21 protein-coding genes and 1 riboswitch are annotated in these 19802 nt (G+C 70.3%); of the genes, 18 read left to right on the forward strand and 3 right to left on the reverse strand.

Annotated elements, in window-relative coordinates:
* The first annotated feature begins 29 nt into the window (after positions 1-29).
* The 7 genes from rpmH (at position 30) to BHU06_RS13470 (ending at position 5409) form a co-directional block, all read left to right on the forward strand.
* A complete protein-coding gene (gene rpmH, locus BHU06_RS13440; RefSeq protein WP_070399696.1) occupies positions 30-164 on the forward strand; it encodes a 50S ribosomal protein L34 in 135 nt (44 codons plus the stop codon).
* Positions 165-189: 25 nt separating this feature from the next.
* Positions 190-591, forward strand: a complete 402-nt coding sequence (locus tag BHU06_RS13445; protein ID WP_070399861.1) for a ribonuclease P protein component — start codon at positions 190-192, stop codon at positions 589-591.
* Positions 581-871, forward strand: coding sequence for a membrane protein insertion efficiency factor YidD (gene yidD, locus BHU06_RS13450; RefSeq protein ID WP_239478212.1), 291 nt, complete (start codon positions 581-583; stop codon positions 869-871). Before BHU06_RS13445 ends, yidD begins: the two co-directional genes overlap by 11 nt.
* Positions 868-2580 (forward strand): membrane protein insertase YidC, encoded by a 1713-nt coding sequence (gene yidC, locus BHU06_RS13455; protein ID WP_070399697.1) that lies wholly within the window; start codon positions 868-870, stop codon positions 2578-2580. Before yidD ends, yidC begins: the two co-directional genes overlap by 4 nt.
* A 111-nt stretch (positions 2581-2691) precedes the next feature.
* Positions 2692-4071 carry a tRNA uridine-5-carboxymethylaminomethyl(34) synthesis GTPase MnmE gene (mnmE, locus tag BHU06_RS13460; RefSeq protein WP_070399862.1) on the forward strand — a complete coding sequence of 460 codons (1380 nt, stop codon included), beginning with the start codon at positions 2692-2694 and terminating at the stop codon, positions 4069-4071.
* 107 nt (positions 4072-4178) lie between these two features.
* A complete protein-coding gene (locus BHU06_RS13465; RefSeq protein WP_070399863.1) occupies positions 4179-4670 on the forward strand; it encodes a Crp/Fnr family transcriptional regulator in 492 nt (163 codons plus the stop codon).
* A gap of 175 nt (positions 4671-4845) precedes the next feature.
* Complete coding sequence (locus BHU06_RS13470; RefSeq protein WP_204743728.1) at positions 4846-5409, forward strand: hypothetical protein; 564 nt, start codon at positions 4846-4848, stop codon at positions 5407-5409.
* Between the two features lie 27 nt (positions 5410-5436).
* Here BHU06_RS13470 and BHU06_RS13475 read toward each other — a convergent pair whose 3' ends face one another.
* Positions 5437-5982, reverse strand: a complete 546-nt coding sequence (locus BHU06_RS13475; RefSeq protein ID WP_070399699.1) for an adenine phosphoribosyltransferase — start codon at positions 5980-5982, stop codon at positions 5437-5439.
* A 36-nt stretch (positions 5983-6018) separates the two neighbouring features.
* Between BHU06_RS13475 and BHU06_RS13480 the strand changes: the two genes are divergently transcribed.
* From BHU06_RS13480 to BHU06_RS13495, 4 genes are read left to right on the forward strand one after another with little or no spacing between them, the layout of a single operon-like run.
* Positions 6019-7014 (forward strand): SIS domain-containing protein, encoded by a 996-nt coding sequence (locus BHU06_RS13480; RefSeq protein ID WP_070399700.1) that lies wholly within the window; start codon positions 6019-6021, stop codon positions 7012-7014.
* A complete protein-coding gene (locus BHU06_RS13485) occupies positions 7014-7559 on the forward strand; it encodes an HAD family hydrolase (protein WP_070399701.1) in 546 nt (181 codons plus the stop codon). Before BHU06_RS13480 ends, BHU06_RS13485 begins: the two co-directional genes overlap by 1 nt.
* Positions 7556-8236: an LPS export ABC transporter periplasmic protein LptC gene (gene lptC, locus BHU06_RS13490; RefSeq protein ID WP_239478211.1), complete on the forward strand. Its 681-nt coding sequence runs from the start codon at positions 7556-7558 to the stop codon at positions 8234-8236. Before BHU06_RS13485 ends, lptC begins: the two co-directional genes overlap by 4 nt.
* Complete coding sequence (locus tag BHU06_RS13495) at positions 8233-9027, forward strand: SDR family oxidoreductase (RefSeq protein ID WP_070399702.1); 795 nt, start codon at positions 8233-8235, stop codon at positions 9025-9027. Before lptC ends, BHU06_RS13495 begins: the two co-directional genes overlap by 4 nt.
* A 64-nt stretch (positions 9028-9091) precedes the next feature.
* Here BHU06_RS13495 and BHU06_RS13500 read toward each other — a convergent pair whose 3' ends face one another.
* Positions 9092-9487: an RNA-binding protein gene (locus BHU06_RS13500; RefSeq protein WP_070399703.1), complete on the reverse strand. Its 396-nt coding sequence runs from the start codon at positions 9485-9487 to the stop codon at positions 9092-9094.
* A gap of 217 nt (positions 9488-9704) precedes the next feature.
* Positions 9705-9780, forward strand: a riboswitch (SAM riboswitch).
* Positions 9781-9818: 38 nt separating this feature from the next.
* On the opposite strand from BHU06_RS13500, the gene BHU06_RS13505 reads away from it, so the two are divergent.
* Both BHU06_RS13505 and metW read left to right on the forward strand, forming a co-directional pair.
* A complete protein-coding gene (locus tag BHU06_RS13505; RefSeq protein ID WP_254668179.1) occupies positions 9819-11069 on the forward strand; it encodes a homoserine O-acetyltransferase in 1251 nt (416 codons plus the stop codon).
* Positions 11066-11647: a methionine biosynthesis protein MetW gene (metW, locus tag BHU06_RS13510; protein ID WP_070399704.1), complete on the forward strand. Its 582-nt coding sequence runs from the start codon at positions 11066-11068 to the stop codon at positions 11645-11647. The genes BHU06_RS13505 and metW overlap by 4 nt, the downstream gene beginning before the upstream one ends.
* Before the next feature lie 9 nt (positions 11648-11656).
* On the opposite strand, the gene BHU06_RS13515 is transcribed toward metW, so the two are convergent.
* Positions 11657-12316, reverse strand: coding sequence for a transglutaminase family protein (locus BHU06_RS13515; RefSeq protein ID WP_070399705.1), 660 nt, complete (start codon positions 12314-12316; stop codon positions 11657-11659).
* Between the two features lie 207 nt (positions 12317-12523).
* Here BHU06_RS13515 and BHU06_RS13520 point away from each other — a divergent pair, with 207 nt between their 5' ends.
* The 5 genes from BHU06_RS13520 to BHU06_RS13540 all read left to right on the forward strand — a co-directional run bounded on the left by BHU06_RS13520 (position 12524) and on the right by BHU06_RS13540 (position 19796).
* The gene (locus BHU06_RS13520; RefSeq protein ID WP_070399706.1) at positions 12524-13051 is read left to right on the forward strand and encodes a chemotaxis protein CheW; all 528 of its coding nucleotides are present in this window, start codon (positions 12524-12526) and stop codon (positions 13049-13051) included.
* A 48-nt stretch (positions 13052-13099) separates the two neighbouring features.
* The gene (locus BHU06_RS23130; protein ID WP_070399707.1) at positions 13100-15046 is read left to right on the forward strand and encodes a methyl-accepting chemotaxis protein; all 1947 of its coding nucleotides are present in this window, start codon (positions 13100-13102) and stop codon (positions 15044-15046) included.
* Between the two features lie 41 nt (positions 15047-15087).
* A complete protein-coding gene (locus tag BHU06_RS13530) occupies positions 15088-16647 on the forward strand; it encodes a methyl-accepting chemotaxis protein (protein WP_070399708.1) in 1560 nt (519 codons plus the stop codon).
* A gap of 10 nt (positions 16648-16657) precedes the next feature.
* Positions 16658-18184, forward strand: a complete 1527-nt coding sequence (locus tag BHU06_RS13535) for a methyl-accepting chemotaxis protein (RefSeq protein ID WP_070399709.1) — start codon at positions 16658-16660, stop codon at positions 18182-18184.
* 112 nt (positions 18185-18296) lie between these two features.
* On the forward strand, positions 18297-19796 hold the full coding sequence (locus BHU06_RS13540; RefSeq protein ID WP_070399710.1) for a M20 family metallopeptidase: 1500 nt from the start codon (positions 18297-18299) through the stop codon (positions 19794-19796).
* The last annotated feature ends 6 nt before the right edge of the window (positions 19797-19802 follow it).

Here is a 19802-nt window from a genome sequence, read left to right on the forward strand (position 1 = left end):
CGGGTTTCCCCGATTTCAGAGCCCTCATCATGAAACGCACCTATCAACCCTCCAAGATCCGCCGCGCCCGCACCCACGGCTTCCTCGTGCGCATGAAGACGCGCGGCGGCCGAGCGGTCATCAACGCCCGCCGCGCCAAGGGCCGCAAGCGCCTGTCGGTCTGAGTCGGTTCAGCCTCGCCCGCCGGTGATCCAGCGGCTGCGGACCCGGCCCCAGTTCCAGGCTGTGCTGGCCAGCGCCCCGGTGGCCAAGACCCCCCATTTCGCCCTCCACCGCCTCGTTCTTGACGAGGCCGAGGTTCAGGCCGCGCTGTTTCCTGTCGCCGACCCCTGGCTCGGCGTGCTGATTCCCAAGCGCTGGGCCCGCCGGGCGGTCACCCGCAACACCATCCGCCGCCAGATCTACGCCACCGCGCCAGCGGCGGCGGGTTTGCCCGTGGCCGCGCATGTGGTGCGCCTGCGCGGAGCCTTCGATCCGAAACGCTTCATCAGCGCCCGATCCGACGCGCTGCGCAGCGCCGTGCGCGCCGAGCTGATCAGCCTGTGGTCGCGCGCGTCCGCGCCCAACCCGCCCCGCGGCCATGTGGCGTGACCTGCCCCGCCGCGCGCTGATCGCCCTCGTGCAGGGCTACCGGCTGCTGCTCAGTCCCTGGCTGGGCAGCGGCTGCCGCTTTGAACCCACCTGCTCCGCCTACGCGCTGGACGCGCTGCGGCGCCACGGTGCGCTCACGGGCAGCCGGCTCACGCTGGGCCGGCTGGCGCGCTGCCACCCCTGGTGCGAGGGCGGCCACGACCCGGTGCCCGCCGAGCGGCCCGACGGCCTGTTCACGCGCCTGCTCCCCCGAAACCCCGAAAACAAGAACGCGTCATGAATGACATTCGTCGCTCCATCCTGTGGGTGGTGTTCGGTTTCGCCATGGTCCTCATCTGGGACAAATGGCAGATCCACAACGGCAAGCCCGCCACGTTCTTTCCCAGCAGCACGCCGCCGGCCGTGACCGCGCCCGCCCAGGGCGCGCCCGCGCCAAAGGCCGACGCGTCGCTGCCCAGCGCCTCGAGCAATCCGGCCTCGGCCGGCGCCAGCGCGGTGCCGGGCGCCGAAGCCAGCGCGCCGGCCGCGGCCACGCGCCACGAGGTCACCACCGACGTCCTGCGTCTGAGCTTCAGCAGCGAAGGCGGCGCCCTGGTGGGTGCGCAGCTGCTCAAGCACGCGCAGGCCTCCGGTGGTGCCGACCGCGACATCAAGACGCCCTTCACCCTGCTGTCGCAGACCGCCCAACGCACCTACGTGGCGCAGAGCGGCCTGGTGGGTGGCAACTTCCCCACCCACAAGACGCCGATGGCGCTGGTGGGTGGCGCGCCCACGGCCCTGGCTGACGGCCAGGATTCGCTGCAGGTGCGCTACGAATCGGCCGAGGTGGGCGGCGTGCAACTGATCACCACCTACACGCTCAAGCGCGGCCACTACGACATCGGCGTGCAGCATGAGGTGCGCAACGTCGGCGGTGCGCCGGTCAGCCCGCAGCTCTACCGCCAGCTGGTGCGCGACGGCAGCACCGTGGAAAGCCAGACGCCCTTCTACTCGACCTTCACCGGCCCCGCCGTGTACACGACGGAGCACAAGTTCCAGAAGATCGAGTTCAAGAACGTGGCGGGCGACAAGGCCACCTACGTGAAGAACGCCACCGACGGCTACGTGGCCATGGTGCAGCACTACTTCGCCACCGCCTGGCTGCTCGACGCCGGCGTGGCGCGCGAGAACTTCGTGCGCCAGGTGGCCGACAACCTCTACTCCGTGGGCAGCCTGGCCTCGCTGCCGGCCATCGCGCCGGGCCAGTCGCAGACCGTGCAGGCGCGTCTGTTCGTGGGCCCGCAGGACGAGAAGAAGCTCGAGACCCTGGCCCCCGGCCTGGAACTGGTCAAGGACTACGGCTGGCTCACCATCCTGGCCAAGCCGCTGTACTGGCTGCTTGAGAAGATCCACGGGTTCGTGGGCAACTGGGGCTGGGCCATCGTGCTGCTGGTGGTGCTGATCAAGGCGGCGTTCTACTGGCTCAACGCCAGCGCCTACCGCAGCATGGCCAAGATGAAGGCGATCAACCCGCGCATCATGGAAATGCGCGAGCGCCTCAAGAGCAACCCGCAGCAGATGCAGCAGGAGATGATGAAGATCTACCGCGAGGAGAAGGTCAATCCCCTGGGCGGCTGCTTCCCCATCCTGATCCAGATCCCCGTGTTCATCGCGCTCTACTGGGTGCTGCTGTCCAGCGTGGAGATGCGCAACGCCCCCTTCATCGGCTGGATCCACGACCTGTCCTCGCCCGACCCGTTCTACATCTTGCCGCTGGTGATGGCCATCACCACCATGGTGCAGACGGCGCTGAATCCGCTGCCGCCCGACCCGCTGCAGGCCAAGCTGATGTGGATGATGCCGCTGGTGTTCTCGGTGATGTTCTTCTTCTTCCCGTCGGGCCTGGTGCTCTACTGGATCACGAACAACGTACTGACGATCGCGCAGCAGGCGCACATCAACCGCCGCATGGGTGTGCCGCTGAAGTTCAACCTGCCGAAGTTCAAGTAAGCCCCTGCGCCGCTGCGCGGCTTCCCCCATGCAGGGGGACGACACTTGCGGCCCGGCGAAGCCGGTTCCGCGGTGTCCCTCGGTGAAGGGGTGGCGCACCCCCGCTTTTTCATGCTCCCGCACCACGCCGATCCCATCGCCGCCATCGCCACGGCCCCCGGCCGGGGCGGCGTAGGCATCGTGCGGGTCTCGGGCAAGGGTCTGGCGCCTTTTGTGCGCGCGCTGCTCGGGCGCGACCTGAAGCCGCGCGAGGCCACCTACGGGCCCTGGCGCGGGGCCGACGGCCAGCCCATCGACCACGGGCTCTCCTTGTGGTTCCCCGCGCCCCACTCGTACACCGGCGAAGACGTGCTCGAACTGCAGGGCCATGGCGGCCCCGTGGTGCTGCAGTTGCTGCTGGCGCGTTGCCTGGAAGTGGCACCCACCGCCCTGCCCAGCCTGCGGCTGGCGCGCGCGGGCGAGTTCACCGAGCGCGCCTTCCTCAACGACAAGCTCGATCTCGCGCAGGCCGAGGCCGTGGCCGACTTGATCGACGCCAGCACCGAGGCCGCCGCGCGCAGCGCCGCGCGTTCGCTGGACGGCGCGTTCTCGCGGCGTGTGCACACCCTGCAGGAGGCGCTCACGAATCTGCGCATGCTGGTCGAGGCGACGCTGGACTTTCCCGAGGAAGACATCGACTTCCTGCAGAAGGCCGACGCCCAGGGCCAGCTCGATCGCCTGCGCGAGGCGCTGGCCGTGCTGCGCGCCGAGGCGCGCCAGGGCGCCCTGCTGCGCGACGGCCTGCAGGTGGTGATCGCTGGTCAGCCCAATGCGGGCAAGAGCTCGCTGCTCAACGCGCTGGCGGGGGCCGAGCTGGCCATCGTCACGCCGATCGCGGGCACCACGCGCGACGTGGTGCAGCAGACCATCCAGATCGAGGGCGTGCCCCTGCACGTGACCGACACCGCCGGCCTGCGCGACAGCCCCGAGGTGGACGAGGTCGAGCGCATCGGCATCGAGCGCGCCTGGCAGCGCATCCGGGGCGCCGATGCGGTGCTGTTCCTGCACGACCTCACGCGCTGGGGCGAGCCGCGCTACCGCTACGCCGACGCCAACATCGCGCGCGGCCTGCCCGCCGGCGTGCCCGTGCTGCACGTGTGGAACAAGCTCGACCAGGCCGGCGGCGCGCCGCAGGGCCCCGATGACATTGCCCTGTCCGCCAAGCGCGGCACGGGACTGGACGCGCTGCGCCAGCGCCTGCTGCGGCTCGCGGGCTGGCAGCCCGGCGGCGACGGCCTCTTCATGGCGCGCGAGCGGCACCTGCAGGCGCTCGCGCGCGTCGACGGGCACCTGGAGCAGGCCGATGCGCGCCTGCGCGAGGCCGCCGCGCAGCTCGATCTGCTCGCCGAGGAGCTGCGCCTCGCGCAACAGGCGCTGGGCGAAATCACCGGCGAGTTCACGGCCGACGATCTGCTGGGCGTCATCTTTTCGCGTTTTTGCATCGGCAAATAGCTTTCCGTGCCACCGTTCACGGGTTGTGCCGCGCCGCTGGGAACCGATCTGTAAGGATGGGTTACGCCGGTGTTGCGCCGGGCGCCGCGCTGCGGTTCACTTCGCGCATGAGTGCCCCCACCGCCGCCCCCGCGCGCTTCGACATCCAGCACCTGGCGCAGGCCATGCGCCACAGCAGCGCCCTGGACGCGGTGCCCTTGAACCTGAGCGACGCGCACTGGGTGACGCTGGCCAACTACATGCAGCCGGTGGCCTTGCAGCAGGGCCAGGTGCTCATCGAACAGGGCGTGAAGGACCGCACCGTCTACTTCGTCGAGAGCGGCACCCTCACCGTGCACTACGAGGACGCGAAAGAGCGCGTGCGCATCGCCGTGGTGGGCGCGGGCTCGCTGCTGGGTGAAGGCGCCTTCTTCAGTCACCTGCCACGCAGCGCCACCGTCAACGCGGGCAGCGACTGCCGGCTCTGGTGCCTCACGCCGTTGCGCTTTCGCGAGCTGAGCGTGCGGCATCCGCAGATCGCCCTGGAACTGACCGTGGCCATGTCGGCCGTGCTGGCGCGGCGCATGTACAACAAACCCAAGCGCGTGGCCGTGACCTGAGGCACTCGATGGCTGCTGACCGCTCCCTGGTGTTCCGGCCCCGTACCTTCCTCGAACCCGTCGCCACGTGATCTCCACCCTCAACATGTCGTTTCTGAACTGGTTGTCGGCCCGCAAACCGTTTTCGGGCAAAGGCGCTTTCGCGCGCGCGCGCCACGCCTTTCGCGAAACCACCATGCCACTGATTTCGCCGCGGCGGGGCCGGCGCCTGCTGCGGCGCGAGCAGCTGTTCGGGGTGGTGCGCGAATCGCTCATCCGGGGCGGCGTGCTGTCCACCAGCTACTCGTTCAAGGTGCTCAACCTCGACGCCAACGGCGACACCTTCATCGCACTGGTGGACCTGGCGCTGCCGGCCCAGGCCATGCCCGACGAATTTCTGCTCGAAATCGAGCGCTGGATCCAGCAAAGCGCCAAGAGCCGGCACGTGATGGACGTGCGCGGCGTGTACTGGCGCCGCAAGGCCACGCCCGAGCAGGTGGGGCAGGCACTGCGCGCGGCGGTGCCGGCGCAGACGCGCCGCGAGGCGCCGGACACCTCCATCCCGCGCCCCAGCGTGTCCGCCAGCCGCGCGCCCGCGCAGGCCGTGAGCGAGGACGAGGTGCGCGCCTTCCGCGAGGCCATCACGTCCCTGCCCGCCGCGACCATGCGGCACCCCAAGGAGCCCCAGCTGCCCATGCCCACGCCCGAGGCGGTGAGCGACTTCGCCGCGCTCAGCGACACGCAGCACGGCAAGCTCTGAGCCGCACCGAGCGGCCCGGGTCGCCGCTCAGTGCCCGGCGAAGTCGATCAGCGTGAACAGCGCCAGGCCGCTGTCGCGCAGCTTGGCCGAGCCGCCCAGTTCCGGCAGGTCGACGATGGCCGCGCCCTCGGTCACCTCGGCGCCCAGCTTCTCCAGCAGGCGGCGGCCGGCCATCATGGTGCCGCCGGTGGCGATCAGGTCGTCGATCAGCAGCACGCGGTCGCCGGCTTTCACGGCGTCGGTGTGCAGCTCCACCGTGGCGCTGCCGTATTCCAGCTCGTAGGTCTCTTCCACCGTGTTGAAGGGCAGCTTGCCCTTCTTGCGGATGGGCACGAAGCCCACGCCCAGCTCGTAGGCCAGCACCGAGCCGATGATGAAGCCGCGCGCGTCCAGGCCCGCCACCACGGTCGGGCGCAGGGCCGGGTCCATGTAGCGGTGCACGAAGGTGTCGATGAGCACGCGAAACACCTTGGGGTCCTGCAGCAGCGGGGTGATGTCGCGAAACATCACGCCCGGGGCGGGCCAGTCGGGCACGGTGCGGATGTGCGAACGCAGGTAGGCGGCGGTGTCCATGCCGGGGATTATCGGAGACGACGCGATAATCCCTCGATGCCCGCCGCCCCCGCCGTCGACCCCGAACGCGCCCAGCGCCTCGCGCGCGACACCCTGGCCATCGAGGCCTCCGCCGTCGCGGCCCTGGCCGGGCGCGTCGACGACCGCTTCGCCGATGCCGTGCGGCGCATGTTCGCCTGCACCGGCCGCGTGGTCGTGATGGGCATGGGCAAAAGCGGCCACATCGGTCGCAAGATCGCCGCCACCCTGGCCTCCACCGGCACGCCCGCCATGTTCGTGCACCCCGCCGAGGCCAGCCATGGCGACCTGGGCATGATCACCGCCCACGACCTGGTGCTGGCGATCAGCAACAGCGGCGAGAGCGAGGAGCTCACCGCCATCCTGCCGCTGATCAAGCGCATGGGCGTGCCGCTGGTGGCGCTCACCGGCCGCGCGGCGTCCACGCTGGGGCGCCACGCCGACGTGGTGCTCGACACCTCGGTCGACAAGGAAGCCTGCCCGCACAACCTCGCGCCCACGGCCAGTACCACGGCCCAGCTCGCGCTGGGCGATGCGCTGGCGGTCTCGCTGCTCGACGCGCGCGGCTTTCGCGCCGACGACTTCGCGCGCTCGCACCCGGGCGGCGCGCTGGGCCGCAAGCTGCTCACGCACGTGGGCGACGTGATGCGCCGAGGCGAAGCCGTGCCGCGCGTGGTGCCTGAGGCGCCGCTGATGGACCTCATGCGCGAGATCAGCGCCAAGGGCCTGGGCATGAGCGCCATCGTCGACGGCGAGCGCGCCGTCGGCGTCTTCACCGACGGCGACCTGCGCCGCCTGATCGAGCGCGCGGGCAGCGGTGCCGACCTGCGCGCGCTCAGCGCGCGCGAGGTCATGCACGCCGGACCGCGCACCGTGCGCGAGGACGCCCTGGCGGTGGAGGCCGCCGAACTCATGGAGGCGCACAGCATCACCAGCCTGCTGGTGGTGGACGAGGCCGGCCGCCTCGTCGGCGCGCTCAACAGCAACGACCTCATGCGCGCGAAGGTGATCTGATGGCGCCGGTGTTGCTGTTTTCCCCCGAGCTGCTGCTGCGCGCCCAGCCCGTGCGCGTGGCCTTCTTCGACGTCGACGGCGTGCTCACCGATGGTGGCCTGTACTTCGGCGAATCGGGCGAAACGCTCAAGCGCTTCCACACGCTCGACGGCCACGGCCTGAAGCTGCTGCAACGCCACGGCATCACGCCCGCCGTGGTCAGCGGGCGCGACGGCAAACCCCTGCGCCAGCGCCTGTCCGCGCTCGGCGTCACCCACTTGCGCTTGGGCACCGAAGACAAGGCGCCCGCCGCCGAATCCATCCTGGCCGAGCTGGGCCTGGGCTGGGAGGCCGCCGCGGCCATGGGCGACGACTGGCCCGATCTGCCCCTGCTGCGTCGCGCCGCCCTGGCCGCCGCGCCACCGGCCGCACACGACGAGGTGCGCGCGATCGCTCATCACGTCACGCGCCGCGCCGCCGGTGAAGGCGCCGCGCGCGAGTTCTGCGACCTGCTGCTCATGGCGCGTGGCGCCTACGCGGCCGAGCTCGAGGCCGCCGCCCGGTGAGCGCCGACGACGATTTTGACCTCATCCCGGGCCTGGACCGCAGCGCGCCGCCCGCGCCGCGCCGGCGCCCCGCTCCGTGGTGGGACCGGCTGTCCATCTACCTGCCCATCATGCTCATGGGCCTGCTGGCGCTGGCCTCGTACTGGTTGCTGCGCGCCACGCCCCCCGCGCCCGAGCCGCAGCCCGAGCGGCCGGTGAGCGGCGAGCCCGACTACTTCATGCGCCGCTTCTCGGTGAAGTCCTTCGACCTGGCCGGCCAGCTGCGGGCCGAGGTGGTGGGCGATGAAGCCCGCCACCATCCCGACGACGACCGGGTGGAGATCGACAACGCGCGCATCCGCAACCTGGCCGAGTCGGGCGCCGTGATGCGCGCCACCGCGCACCGCGTGACCACGAACGCCGACAACACCGTCTTCGTGCTGGAGGGCGACGCGGTGGTGGTGCGCGAAGGGGGCAAGTCCCAGGCCGGCGATCCCCTGCCGCGACTGGAGTTTCGCGGCGACTTCCTGCGCGTGGAGCTCGAGCCGGTCGAGCGCGTGACCTCGGACCACCCGGTCGAGCTGCTGCGCAACGGCGACCGCATCACCGCGCAGACCCTGGACTACCGCGGCGATCAGCAGATCGCCGACTTCCGCGGGCGCGTGCGCGTCCAGCTCCTGCCCCGGACCCCGCCATGACGCCCGCCAACGCCGCTCCCCTGGTCTTCATCACCGGCGCCTCGAGCGGCATCGGCCAGGCGCTGGCCGCGCGCTTCGCCCGGGCCGGCTACCGCCTCGCCCTGGTGGCGCGCCGCACCGCCGAATTGCAGGCCTGGGCCGACGCCCAGGGATACGGGGCCGAGCGTTGCCGCGTCTACGGCGCCGACGTCGCGCAGACCGACAGCATCGTGGCCGCCGGCCAGGCCTGTCTGGCGGCACAGGGCCTGCCGGACGTGGTGATCGCCAACGCCGGTATCAGCGTGGGCATGGACACCGGCGAGCGCGACGACCTGGACGTGCTGAGCCGCACCTTCGCCACCAACAACGTGGGCATGGCCGCCACCTTCCACCCCTTCGTGCGGGCCATGCGCGCGCGCGGCAGCGGGGCGCTCGTGGGCATCGCCAGCGTGGCCGCCATCCGCGGCCTGCCGGGGCACGGCGCCTACTGCGGCAGCAAAGCCGCCGTCGTGAGCTACTGCGAGAGCCTGCGCGGCGAGCTGCGCGGCAGCGGGGTGGCGGTGGTGACCCTGCTGCCCGGCTACGTGGACACGCCGCTCACGCGCGAGAACCGCTACCCCATGCCCTTTCTCATGACGCCCGAGGCCTTCGCCGAGCGCGCTTTTCGGGCCATCGCCGAGGGCGTCAGCTACCGCGTCATTCCCTGGCAGATGGGCGTGCTCGCCAAGCTGCTGCGCCTGCTGCCCAACGCCTGGTTCGACCGCGCCTTGCAGGGTCGCCCGCGCAAGCACCGCGCGGGCGAAGGGCGCTGAAAAACAAAAACCCCGCGAGGTCGTCGCGGGGTTTGCCGGTGAGCGGGGTTCGCTCGCTCGGGGATCAGTAGCCGCCGCGGCCACCGCCGCCGTCGCGACGACCACCACCGCCGTAGGGGCTGCGGAAGCCGCCGTCTTGGCCGCCACCACCGAAGCCGCCTTCGCGACGGCCGCCGCCGAAGCCGCCGCCACCGCTGCGCGGGGGACGCGGCTCCATCGGGCGCGCTTCGTTGACCACCAGGCTGCGGCCGCCGAGCGACTGGCCGTTCATGCCCTGAATGGCCGACTGCGCCTCAGCGTCGCTGCCCATCTCGACAAAGCCGAAGCCCTTGGAGCGGCCGGTCTCGCGCTCCATCATGACTTTGGCGCTGTTGACAGCACCGTAAGCCGAGAAGGCCTGTTGCAGGTCTTCGTCGCGCACCGTGTACGGCAGGTTGCCGACATAAAGTTTGTTGCCCATTCGAGGGACTCCTAAAACACAAGGTAAGAAGCGATGGAGCCCCGTCGTCCGGCACAGGAATGCAGCGCACGAAACCAACCGATCACTTGACATGCGGCCGATCTGGCGGCACGCCAAGGCATTATGCGCCGATCGTCGGAAAGTCGGTGACAAATTTCCGGAGGATGCAAGTCAAACCCCCTGCCGATGCGTGGTTACAACATGCCGGGCGCGTATACTGCCGTCCAGCGCCGATTTGATCCGGATTGCGGGCGCTCAACAAATGCCGCTAAAGGGAGCTCGGAGATGCCCGGTCTGCCTTTTGGCTCACCGGGTTTTCTGTTTCCAGGCCCTGCGCGAGCAGGGAACGAGCTTGATCGTCACCCCCGTCACCTACCGCTTCGACCAGCCGCTTGCCCTGCGCAGCGGGGCCGTGCTGCCGGCCTACGAGCTGGTGGTCGAGACCTACGGCAGCCTCAACGCCGACAATTCCAATGCCGTGCTGGTCTGCCACGCGCTGAACGCCTCGCACCACGTCGCTGGCTGGCACGCCGACGCCAGCGGCCAGCCGCTCGCGCGCAGCGAGGGCTGGTGGAACAACATGATTGGTCCGGGTAAACCCGTAGATACCGACCGCTTTTTCGTCATCGGCGTCAACAACCTGGGCTCGTGTTTCGGCTCCACCGGGCCCACGCACACCAACCCGGCCACCGGCCAGGCCTGGGGCGCGGACTTTCCCGTCGTCACGGTGGAGGACTGGGTGGAGGCGCAGGCCCGCCTGCTCGACGCCATGGGCATCGACACCCTGGCCGCCGTGATGGGGGGCAGCCTGGGTGGCATGCAGGCACTGGCCTGGACGCTGCAGCACCCGCAGCGCGTGCGCCACGCCGTGGTGGTGGCCAGCGCGCCCAACCTCACGGCCGAGAACATCGCGTTCAACGAGGTGGCGCGCCGCGCCATCGTGACCGACCCGGATTTCCACGGCGGCCACTACCAGCGCCACGGCACCCTGCCGCGTCGTGGCCTGCGCATCGCCCGCATGATCGGCCACATCACCTACCTCAGCGACGACGTGATGAACGAGAAGTTCGGCCGTGCGCTGCGCGCCGCCGACGGCGAGGACCCGGCAGGCGTGGCCGAGTTGGCCTACCGCTACACGACCCAGGACGTGGAGTTCCAGATCGAGAGCTACCTGCGCTACCAGGGCGACAAGTTCAGCGAGTACTTCGACGCCAACACCTACCTGCTCATCACGCGCGCGCTCGACTACTTCGACCCCGCGCGCGAGCACGGTGGCCGGCTGGCGGCCGCGCTGGCGCGCGCGCAGGCCAAGTTCCTGCTCGTGAGCTTCAGCACCGACTGGCGCTTCTCCCCCGCGCGCAGCCGCGAGATCGTCAAGGCCCTGCTCGACAACCGCCGCGAGGTCAGCTACTGCGAGATCGACGCGCCGCACGGCCACGACGCCTTCCTGCTCGACGACCCGCGCTACCACGCGGCCGTTCGCAGCTTCTTCCAGCACACCGTTGGTGGGGGCGCGGTGGGCGCCGCCCGGCCACCCGACGGCGCTCACGCCGCGGCGCCCGGCGCGGAGGTTTCGCCATGACCGAACGCCATGTGCTTCACTCCATCGCACGCTTGGTGCCCCCGGGCTCGCGCGTGCTCGACCTGGGTTGCGGCGACGGCGCCATGCTGGCCCACCTGCAGGCCACGCGCGGCTGCACGGGCTACGGCGTGGAGATCGACGACGCCGAGGTGCAGGCCTGCCTGCAGCGCGGCGTCAACGTGCTGCAGCTCAACCTCGAAGAGGGCCTGACCATGTTCGGCGACAACGCTTTCGACGTGGTCCTGCAGATCGACACCCTGCAGCACCTGCGCAACGCCGAGACCATGCTGCGCGAGACCGCGCGCGTGGGCCGCATCGGCGTGGTGGCCTTTCCCAACTTCGCGCACTGGCCCAACCGCCTGGCCGTGCTGCAGGGCCGCATGCCGGTGACCAAGCGCCTGCCTTACCAGTGGTACGACACGCCCAACATCCGCGTCGGCACCTACGCCGACTTCGAGGTGCTGGCGCGGCGCAACGGCCTCACGGTGGAGGATGGCTTCGGCCTGCACGAAGGCCGCGAGGTACGCGTGTTGCCCAACCTGATGGCCAGCACCGCGGTGTTCCGCTTCTCAAAGTAAAGGGCGGCCTCAGGGCGCGGCGTTCTCGCGCGCCGCGTCCTCGGCGAAGTCGCCTTCGGGCGCGGCCTGGCCGAAGCCCGGGTAGATCACCGCGAAGTCGGCGGTGATGCGCTCCAGCGGCAGGTCGTCGAAGCTGCCGCGCTCGTTCACGTACTCCATGTGGCGTTGGCCGGCCCGGTCATAGGGGTGGTACAGAGAGTCGTTCACGCCGTCGAATTCCAGCGGCAGCAGGCCGAACTTCTCGCACAGGGACAGGTTGAAGGCCGGCGTGGCCTTGCGCCAGGCGCCGTCGATCCAGAGTTCGGTGTAGCCGTGCCACACGAAGACGTCGCTGCCCATGGTGCGGCGCAGTTTCTCGGTGCTCATGTGGTTCTTGACGTCGGCGAAGCCCAGCCGGGCCGGGATGCCGGCGGCGCGCGCCACGGCCGCCATCAGCACCGCCTTGGGCACGCACCAGCCATACCCCAGGCCCAGCGTGGTGCTGGCGCGCATGCCGGCGGGCGAGAGGTCGATGCGGTAGGGGTCGTAGCGGACCCGGTCGCGCACGGCCAGGTACAGCGCCACCGAACGTTCGCGCACCGAGTCGCCGCGCGCGTGTTCGTGCGCAAACGCACGGATCGCCGGGTGGTCGCTGTCGATGGCGGGGGTGGGGTCGAGGTGGGTGGGCATGGCCGGAAGTTAGCAGAGGCCGCGCGCCCCGGTGGCCGCCAGGGCGATCCGGCGAATGCTTTGGTACTCAGATAGACGCCAAGTGGCCGCGCCGCTGCCCGATAGGCCCGGGTTTGTCGTCCTTTTTCCGACTTCAGACCACGCCGCCTCGGCCGATAGTCCCTTCACCCCTATTCCCATTCCTTTCTTGCAAGAGGACAGCCAGCCATGGACATGCGCAACGAAGCCACCCACATCGCCCGCGAAGACGGCGCGCGCTCCGCCGCCCAGGCCGCCGCCAGCGCGGAGTTCCTGACCTTCCGCCTGGGCGCGGAGGAGTACGGCATCGACATCCTGCGCGTACAGGAAATCCGTTCCTACGAGGAGCCCACGCGCATCGCCAACGCGCCGAGCTTCATCAAGGGCGTGGTCAACCTGCGCGGCGTGATCGTGCCGGTGGTGGACCTGCGCATCAAGCTGGGCTGCGAGAAGGTCGAATACAACGGCTTCACCGTGGTCATCGTGCTCAACGTGCGCGGCCGCGTGGTCGGCGCCGTGGTCGATTCGGTGTCCGACGTGCTGGAGCTCGCTGGCGACCTGATCAAGCCGGCGCCCGAGATGAGCGCCTCGGTCGACACCAGCTTCATCACCGGCATCGCCAGCGTGGGCGAACGCATGCTGATCCTCATGGACATCGAGGCCCTCATGTCCAGCGCCGACATGGGCCTGATCGAAGGCGCCCAGTCGCTGCAGTAAGCCCGACTCCGGCCCTCGAGGCCATCCCGTGGAAGGAGACACCAGACCATGTTCCCCGCCAAGAACACCCAAGAGAACAAGAGCGGCGCCTCGGTGGCACGCCGCCTGTCCCTGCAGGCCGTGGCGCTGCTGGCTGGTACGCTGGCCATCATCAGCATCAGTTTGGCCTTCGTGGTCGAAGGCAATTCGCGCACGCGCCTGGCCGACGCCGCCGGCGACAAAGCCGCGGCCCTGGCCGACTCGGTCGACGCCTTCGACGCGACGGCGCGCATGATGACCGAGCGGGCCTACCAGCCCTATCGCAAGAAATTCGCCGAGCATTTCGAGCTCGACGTCGCCAACGGCATGCTCAAGAGCTGGGGCATGCTGCTCAACGGCGACCACAGCGAGGCCGACTCCTTCCACCTGGCCAACGGCGGCGTGGCCACCATCTTCATGCGCAAGGGCGACGACTTCGAGCGGATCAGCACCTCGCAGAAGAAGGAGAACGGTGAACGTGCCGTCGGCACCACGCTGGCGCGCAACCACCCGGCGTACCCGCTGATGCTGCAGGGCAAGCCCTTCACCGGCCGCGACGTGCTTTTCGGCACCGCCTACATGGCGCACTACGAGCCCGTGAAGGACGCCGCCGGCCAGGTGGTCGGCATCCTGTTCATCGGCTTCGACATCCGCGACTTCCAGGCCTCGCTGGACAAGCTCGTGACCGACGCCACCTACTTCCAGTCGGGGGGCACGCTGATCATCGATCCGCGCGCGGCCAATGCCGAGGCCTTGTTCGTCTCGCCGCCCGCGCTGGCGGGCAAGAAGGTGCTGGAGGTGAACCCCGAGGCCGGCCCCATGCTGGACGAAATGCGCGCGGGTCAGGACGTGTTCGTGCGCCACGCCAGCGCCCTGCTGAACCCGCAGATCGCCCGGCCCTGGGCGGTCAAGCGAGACACCAGCGCCAGCGGCTGGTGGGTCATCGCCGAGGTGTCCGACGACGAGGCCATGGCCTCGCACTGGCGCATGATGTACCTGTTCTGGGGCCTGTTGCTGCTCACGACCCTGCTGCTCGGCGGCGGACTGTTCGTGCTGATCCGCCGCAGCGTGAGCGCGCCGCTGCGCGAGCTCACCAACGCCGTGACCACCGTGTCCCAGGGCGACCTCACGCAGGCCTTCCACACCACGCGGCGCGACGAGCTCGGCACGCTGGTGACCGAGGTCGAGGCCATGCGCCAGCGCTTCCTGGACATGATGCGCCAGCTGCGCACGGCGGCGGACAGCATCAACACCGCCTCGCAGGAAATCGCCACGGGCAACCAGGACCTGAGTGCGCGCACGGAGCAGACGGCGAGCAACCTGCAGGAGACGGCGGCGAGCATGGAGCAGCTGACGGGCACGGTGCGCCAGAGCGCGGACTCGGCGCGCCAGGCGAACCAGCTGGCGGCGACGGCGGCGGAGGTGGCCGCGCGGGGGGGCTCGGTGGTCTCGCAGGTGGTCACGACGATGGACGAGATCAACCACAGCTCGCGCAAGATCAACGACATCATTGGCGTGATCGACGGGATCGCGTTCCAGACGAACATCCTGGCGCTCAACGCGGCGGTGGAGGCGGCCAGGGCGGGCGAGCAGGGGCGGGGCTTTGCGGTGGTGGCGGGCGAGGTGAGGAACCTGGCGCAGCGCAGCGCGGAGGCGGCCAAGGAGATCAAGGGTTTGATCGGGGCGAGCGTGGAGCGAGTGGACGCGGGCTCGCGGCTGGTGGCCGATGCGGGGCAGACGATGAGCGAGATCGTGGGCTCGGTGCAGCGGGTGAGCGACATCATTGGTGAGATCACGGCGGCGGCGGGTGAGCAGAGCGAGGGGATCGGTCAGGTGAACGTGGCGGTGAACCAGCTGGACCAGATGACGCAGCAGAACGCGGCGCTGGTGGAGCAGAGCGCGGCCGCCGCCCAGAGCCTGCGCGATCAGGCCGGCCGGCTGACGGAAGTGGTGCAGGTGTTCCGCCTCGCGCACTGAAGCGGCCGACCAGACAACCAGAAGACCAAGGAGAGACAGACATGCAAGCATTCATGCGGCAATTCACCGTGCGCCAGCGCATGATCGGCGCCATCGCCGTGGTGCTGGCCCTTCTGGGCGCCGTCGGCGGCGCCGGCCTCTGGGGCATGTGGCGCCTCTCGCATGTGGCCACCGAGTTCACCGAGCGCGCGTACCAGGAAACGCTCGTGCTCTCGCAGCTCAAGGCCTCCATGGGCGCGATGACGCGCCATGAGAAGGACATGATCATTGCCTACGAGAAGCCCGACCTGGTGGTCGCGGCCAAGGCGCGCTGGAAGACCGAAGCCGACAAGACGGCCGTGACCATGGACAGCCTGCTCTCCGGCCGCGACGCCTCGCGCGACGCGCTGGTGACCCAGGCGCAGGAGCGCCTGAAGGCCTACATGGCCGCGATCGAGCCGGTGTCGCACCAGCTGGAGAGCGGCGGCTATGAAACGGCCACCATCGCCAACCGCATGCTCGGGCGCGCGCACGAGCAGCACAAGGCCCTGTCGGAACTGCTCACCCAGGTGGAGCAGGTGATGGGCGAGGACGTGGCCGGTCTGAGCGCGCGCGGCAAGGCGGCGAGCCAGCAGACCCTGTGGATCTTCGGCGTCGCGCTGGCGCTGGCCGCGCTGGTGGTGGTACCCACCACCCTGGCCAACATGCACAGCATCTGCGCGCCCGTGGACCAGGCGCGCCACCTGGCCGACGCCATCGCCGAGGGCGATCTGACGCGCCCGGTGCAGGCCGCGGGCCGCGACGAACTCGCCGAGCTGCTGCGCTCGCTGGGCCGCATGCAGACCTCGCTGTCGCGCATCGTCGGTGACGTGCGCCTCAGCAGCGACAGCATCGGCACCGCCTCGCAGGAAATCGCCACCGGCAACCAAGACCTGAGCTCGCGCACCGAACAGACCGCCAGCAACCTGCAGCAGACGGCGGCCAGCATGGAGCAGCTCAGCGGCACCGTGCGCCAGAGCGCCGACGCCGCGCGCCAGGCCAGCGCCATGGCGGCGGCCAACGCCGAAGTGGCCGCGCGCGGCGGCGAGGTGGTGGGCCAGGTGGTCACCACCATGCAGGAGATCCAATCCAGCAGCCAGAAGATCGGCGACATCATCGGCGTCATCGACGGCATTGCCTTCCAGACCAACATCCTGGCGCTCAACGCCGCCGTGGAAGCGGCGCGCGCGGGCGAACAGGGCCGCGGCTTCGCGGTGGTGGCGGCCGAGGTGCGCAGCCTGGCGCAGCGCAGCGCCGAGGCGGCGAAAGAGATCAAGTCCCTCATCGGTGACAGCGTGGACAAGGTGCAGACCGGCACGCAGCTCGTGGCGCAGGCCGGCAGCACCATTGGCGAGATCGTGGACAACGCGCAGAAGATCTCGGCCTTCGTCACCGACATCACCACGGCCGCGCAAGAGCAGAGCGACGGCATCGGTCAGGTGAACACCGCCGTGGGCCAGCTGGACCAGATGACGCAGCAGAACGCGGCCCTGGTGGAGCAGAGCGCGGCCGCGGCCGAAAGCCTGCGCGAGCAGGCCGGCCGTCTGGCCGCCGCGGTTCAGGTGTTCCGCGTCGCGGCGTAAGAGGCCCGCCATGAACTTCAACCAACGCCTCGTGCTGGCCTTCGTGGCGCCGGCCGTGCTGTTCGTGGCCGGCCTGGGCGGCAGCATCTGGTCGCTCACGCAGACCCAGTCGCAGTTCGACCGGTACATCAACACCGAACAGGCCGTGGCCAGCGGTGTGCAGGAGATGTACGCCCAGGGCCTGCAGATGGGCCAGGCGCTGCGCAACATCGTGCTCGACCCGAACAACCCGCAGGCTTTCAAGAACCTGGAGGCCGCGCGCGAGGCGTTCGACGCCGCGCACAAGGGCACGCTGGAGGCCGCGCGCGGCACGCCGGCCCAGGCCGCGCTGGCGCCGCTGGCCGGGCTGCGCGCCGAGCAGGCGAAGGCGCAGGACAAGGTGCTGACGCTGGTCAAGACCAGCGCCGCCGAGGCGGTGGCGGCGCTCAATGCCGAAGAGACGCCCGCCTGGCGCAAGCTGCGCGGCGCGCTGCTGGAGCAGGTGAAGGCCTCGCGCGAGCTGTCGGCACAGACGCACTCGGCCGTGAACGCCAGCGCCGATCGCGCGCGCGTGGTCGCGCTGTCGCTGGCCCTGCTGGCGGTGGCGGTGGCCGTGGGCCTGGGTTTCATGGTGGTGCGCACCCTGCGCCAGGAGCTGGGCGGTGACCCGGCCGCCGCGCGCCAGGCCGTGCACCGCATCGCCGACGGCGACCTCACCGGCACCATGCCCGAGAGCGCCTACCCGCACAGCCTGGTGGGCGCCCTGGCGACCATGCAGAACGCCATGCGCGCGCTGGTGGGTCAGGTGCACCAGTCCAGCCAGGGCATCGAGGTGGCGAGCAGCGAGATCGCGCGAGGCAACCAGGACCTGAGCGCGCGCACGGAGCAGACGGCGAGCAACCTGCAGGAGACGGCGGCGAGCATGGAGCAGCTGACGGGCACGGTGCGCCAGAGCGCGGACTCGGCGCGCCAGGCGAACCAGCTGGCGGCGACGGCGGCGGAGGTGGCCGCGCGGGGGGGCTCGGTGGTCTCGCAGGTGGTCACGACGATGGACGAGATCAACCACAGCTCGCGCAAGATCAACGACATCATTGGCGTGATCGACGGGATCGCGTTCCAGACGAACATCCTGGCGCTCAACGCGGCGGTGGAGGCGGCCAGGGCGGGCGAGCAGGGGCGGGGCTTTGCGGTGGTGGCGGGCGAGGTGAGGAACCTGGCGCAGCGCAGCGCGGAGGCGGCCAAGGAGATCAAGGGTTTGATCGGGGCGAGCGTGGAGCGAGTGGACGCGGGCTCGCGGCTGGTGGCCGATGCGGGGCAGACGATGAGCGAGATCGTGGGCTCGGTGCAGCGGGTGAGCGACATCATTGGTGAGATCACGGCGGCGGCGGGGGAGCAGAGCGAGGGGATCGGCCAGGTGAACGTGGCGGTGAACCAGCTCGACCAGATGACGCAGCAGAACGCGGCGCTGGTGGAGCAGAGCGCGGCCGCCGCTCAGAGCCTGAAGGAGCAGGCCGAGCAGCTCGCCCTGGTGGTCGGCCGCTTCCGTACCACAGCTTGAGGAAACGGCCGCGCGGCGACGTCGCGCGGCGCCGCTCCTGCCTATACTCCCCCCAGGGTTCACCTGGGAGGGGCAGCGTGCCCACACCGGGGCGATCCCGATGGAGATCGCCATGAACGCCCGCCTGCCCCAGCCGCTGCCGCTCGACGCGGCGGCCCTGCAATCCCATGTCGATGCCAGCTGGCGCGATCGCATCGTGCCCGCGCTGCTCGACTACGTGGCCGTCCCGGCCAAATCCCCCGCGTTCGACGCCGACTGGGCCGCCCACGGCCTGCTCGAGCGTGTGCTGCAATCGGCCGCCGACTGGGTGAGCGCGCAGCGCGTGCCCGGCCTCACGCTGGAGATCGTGCGCCTGAACGACGCGCACGGCCGCCCGCGCACGCCGGTGCTGTTCTTCGAGCTGCCGGCCAGCGCGGGCCAGGACGGCACCCCGGCCCCGGCCTCGGGCCAGACCGTGCTGATGTATGGCCACCTGGACAAGCAGCCCGAGTTCACCGGCTGGCGCAGCGACCTGGGCCCCTGGACCCCCAAGATCGACGACGGCAAGCTCTATGGCCGCGGTGGCGCCGACGACGGCTACGCGGTCTACGCCAGCGTGGCAGCGATCCAGGCCATTCAGGCGCAGGGCGCGGCGCATCCGCGCATCGTGGGGATCATCGAGACCTGCGAGGAAAGCGGCTCCGGCGACCTGCTGCCCTATGTGGACGCCCTGCGGCCGCGCCTGGGCGACGTGGGCCTGGTGATCTGCCTGGACAGCGGCGCTGGTAACTACGACCAGCTCTGGCTCACCACCAGTCTGCGCGGCATGGCCGCCGGTGTGCTCAAGGTCGAGGTCCTCACCGAGGGCATCCACTCGGGCGACGCCTCGGGCCTGGTGCCCTCGAGCTTTCGCATCATGCGCCAGGTGCTGGACCGGCTGGAGGACAGCGCCACCGGCCGCCTGCTGCCCGCCAGCTTCCACTGCGAGGTGCCGGCCGAGCGGCTGGAGCAGGCGCGCGCCACCGCCGCCATCCTGGGCGACGAGATCTACAAGCGCTTCCCCTGGGCCCACCACGACTGCGGCGGCAGCACCCTGTTCGCCCTGCCTACCACCACCGACCCGGTGGAGGCCCTGATCAACCGCACCTGGCGCCCCACGCTGAGCGTCACCGGCGCCGAGGGCTTTCCCGCGCTCAAGGACGCGGGCAACGTGCTGCGCCCCTACACCGCCTTCAAGCTGAGCCTGCGCCTGCCGCCGCTGGTGGACGCCGCCGCCGCCGTGCAGGAGCTCAAGGCCCTGCTGGAAGACAACGCGCCCTACCAGGCCAAGGTCACCTTCGCCGGCGAGGGCGCTGCCAGCGGCTGGAACGCACCGCCCACCACCGACTGGTTCGAGCGCGCCCTGCAGGACGCCTCGCAGGCGCACTTCGGCGCCGCCTGCGGCACCATCGGCCAGGGCGGCACCATCCCGCTCATGAACCTGCTCAGCCGGGGTTTCCCCACGGCGCAGATGATGGTCTGCGGCGTGCTCGGCCCCAAGAGCAACGCGCACGGGCCCAACGAGTTCCTGCACCTGGACTACGCGCGCCGGCTCACCGCCAGTGTGGCCCAGGTCATCGCTCGCATGCCCTGAAATGGA

The organism is Hydrogenophaga sp. PML113 (assembly GCF_001777155.1).
Taxonomy (GTDB): Bacteria; Pseudomonadota; Gammaproteobacteria; order Burkholderiales; family Burkholderiaceae_C; genus Hydrogenophaga; species Hydrogenophaga borbori.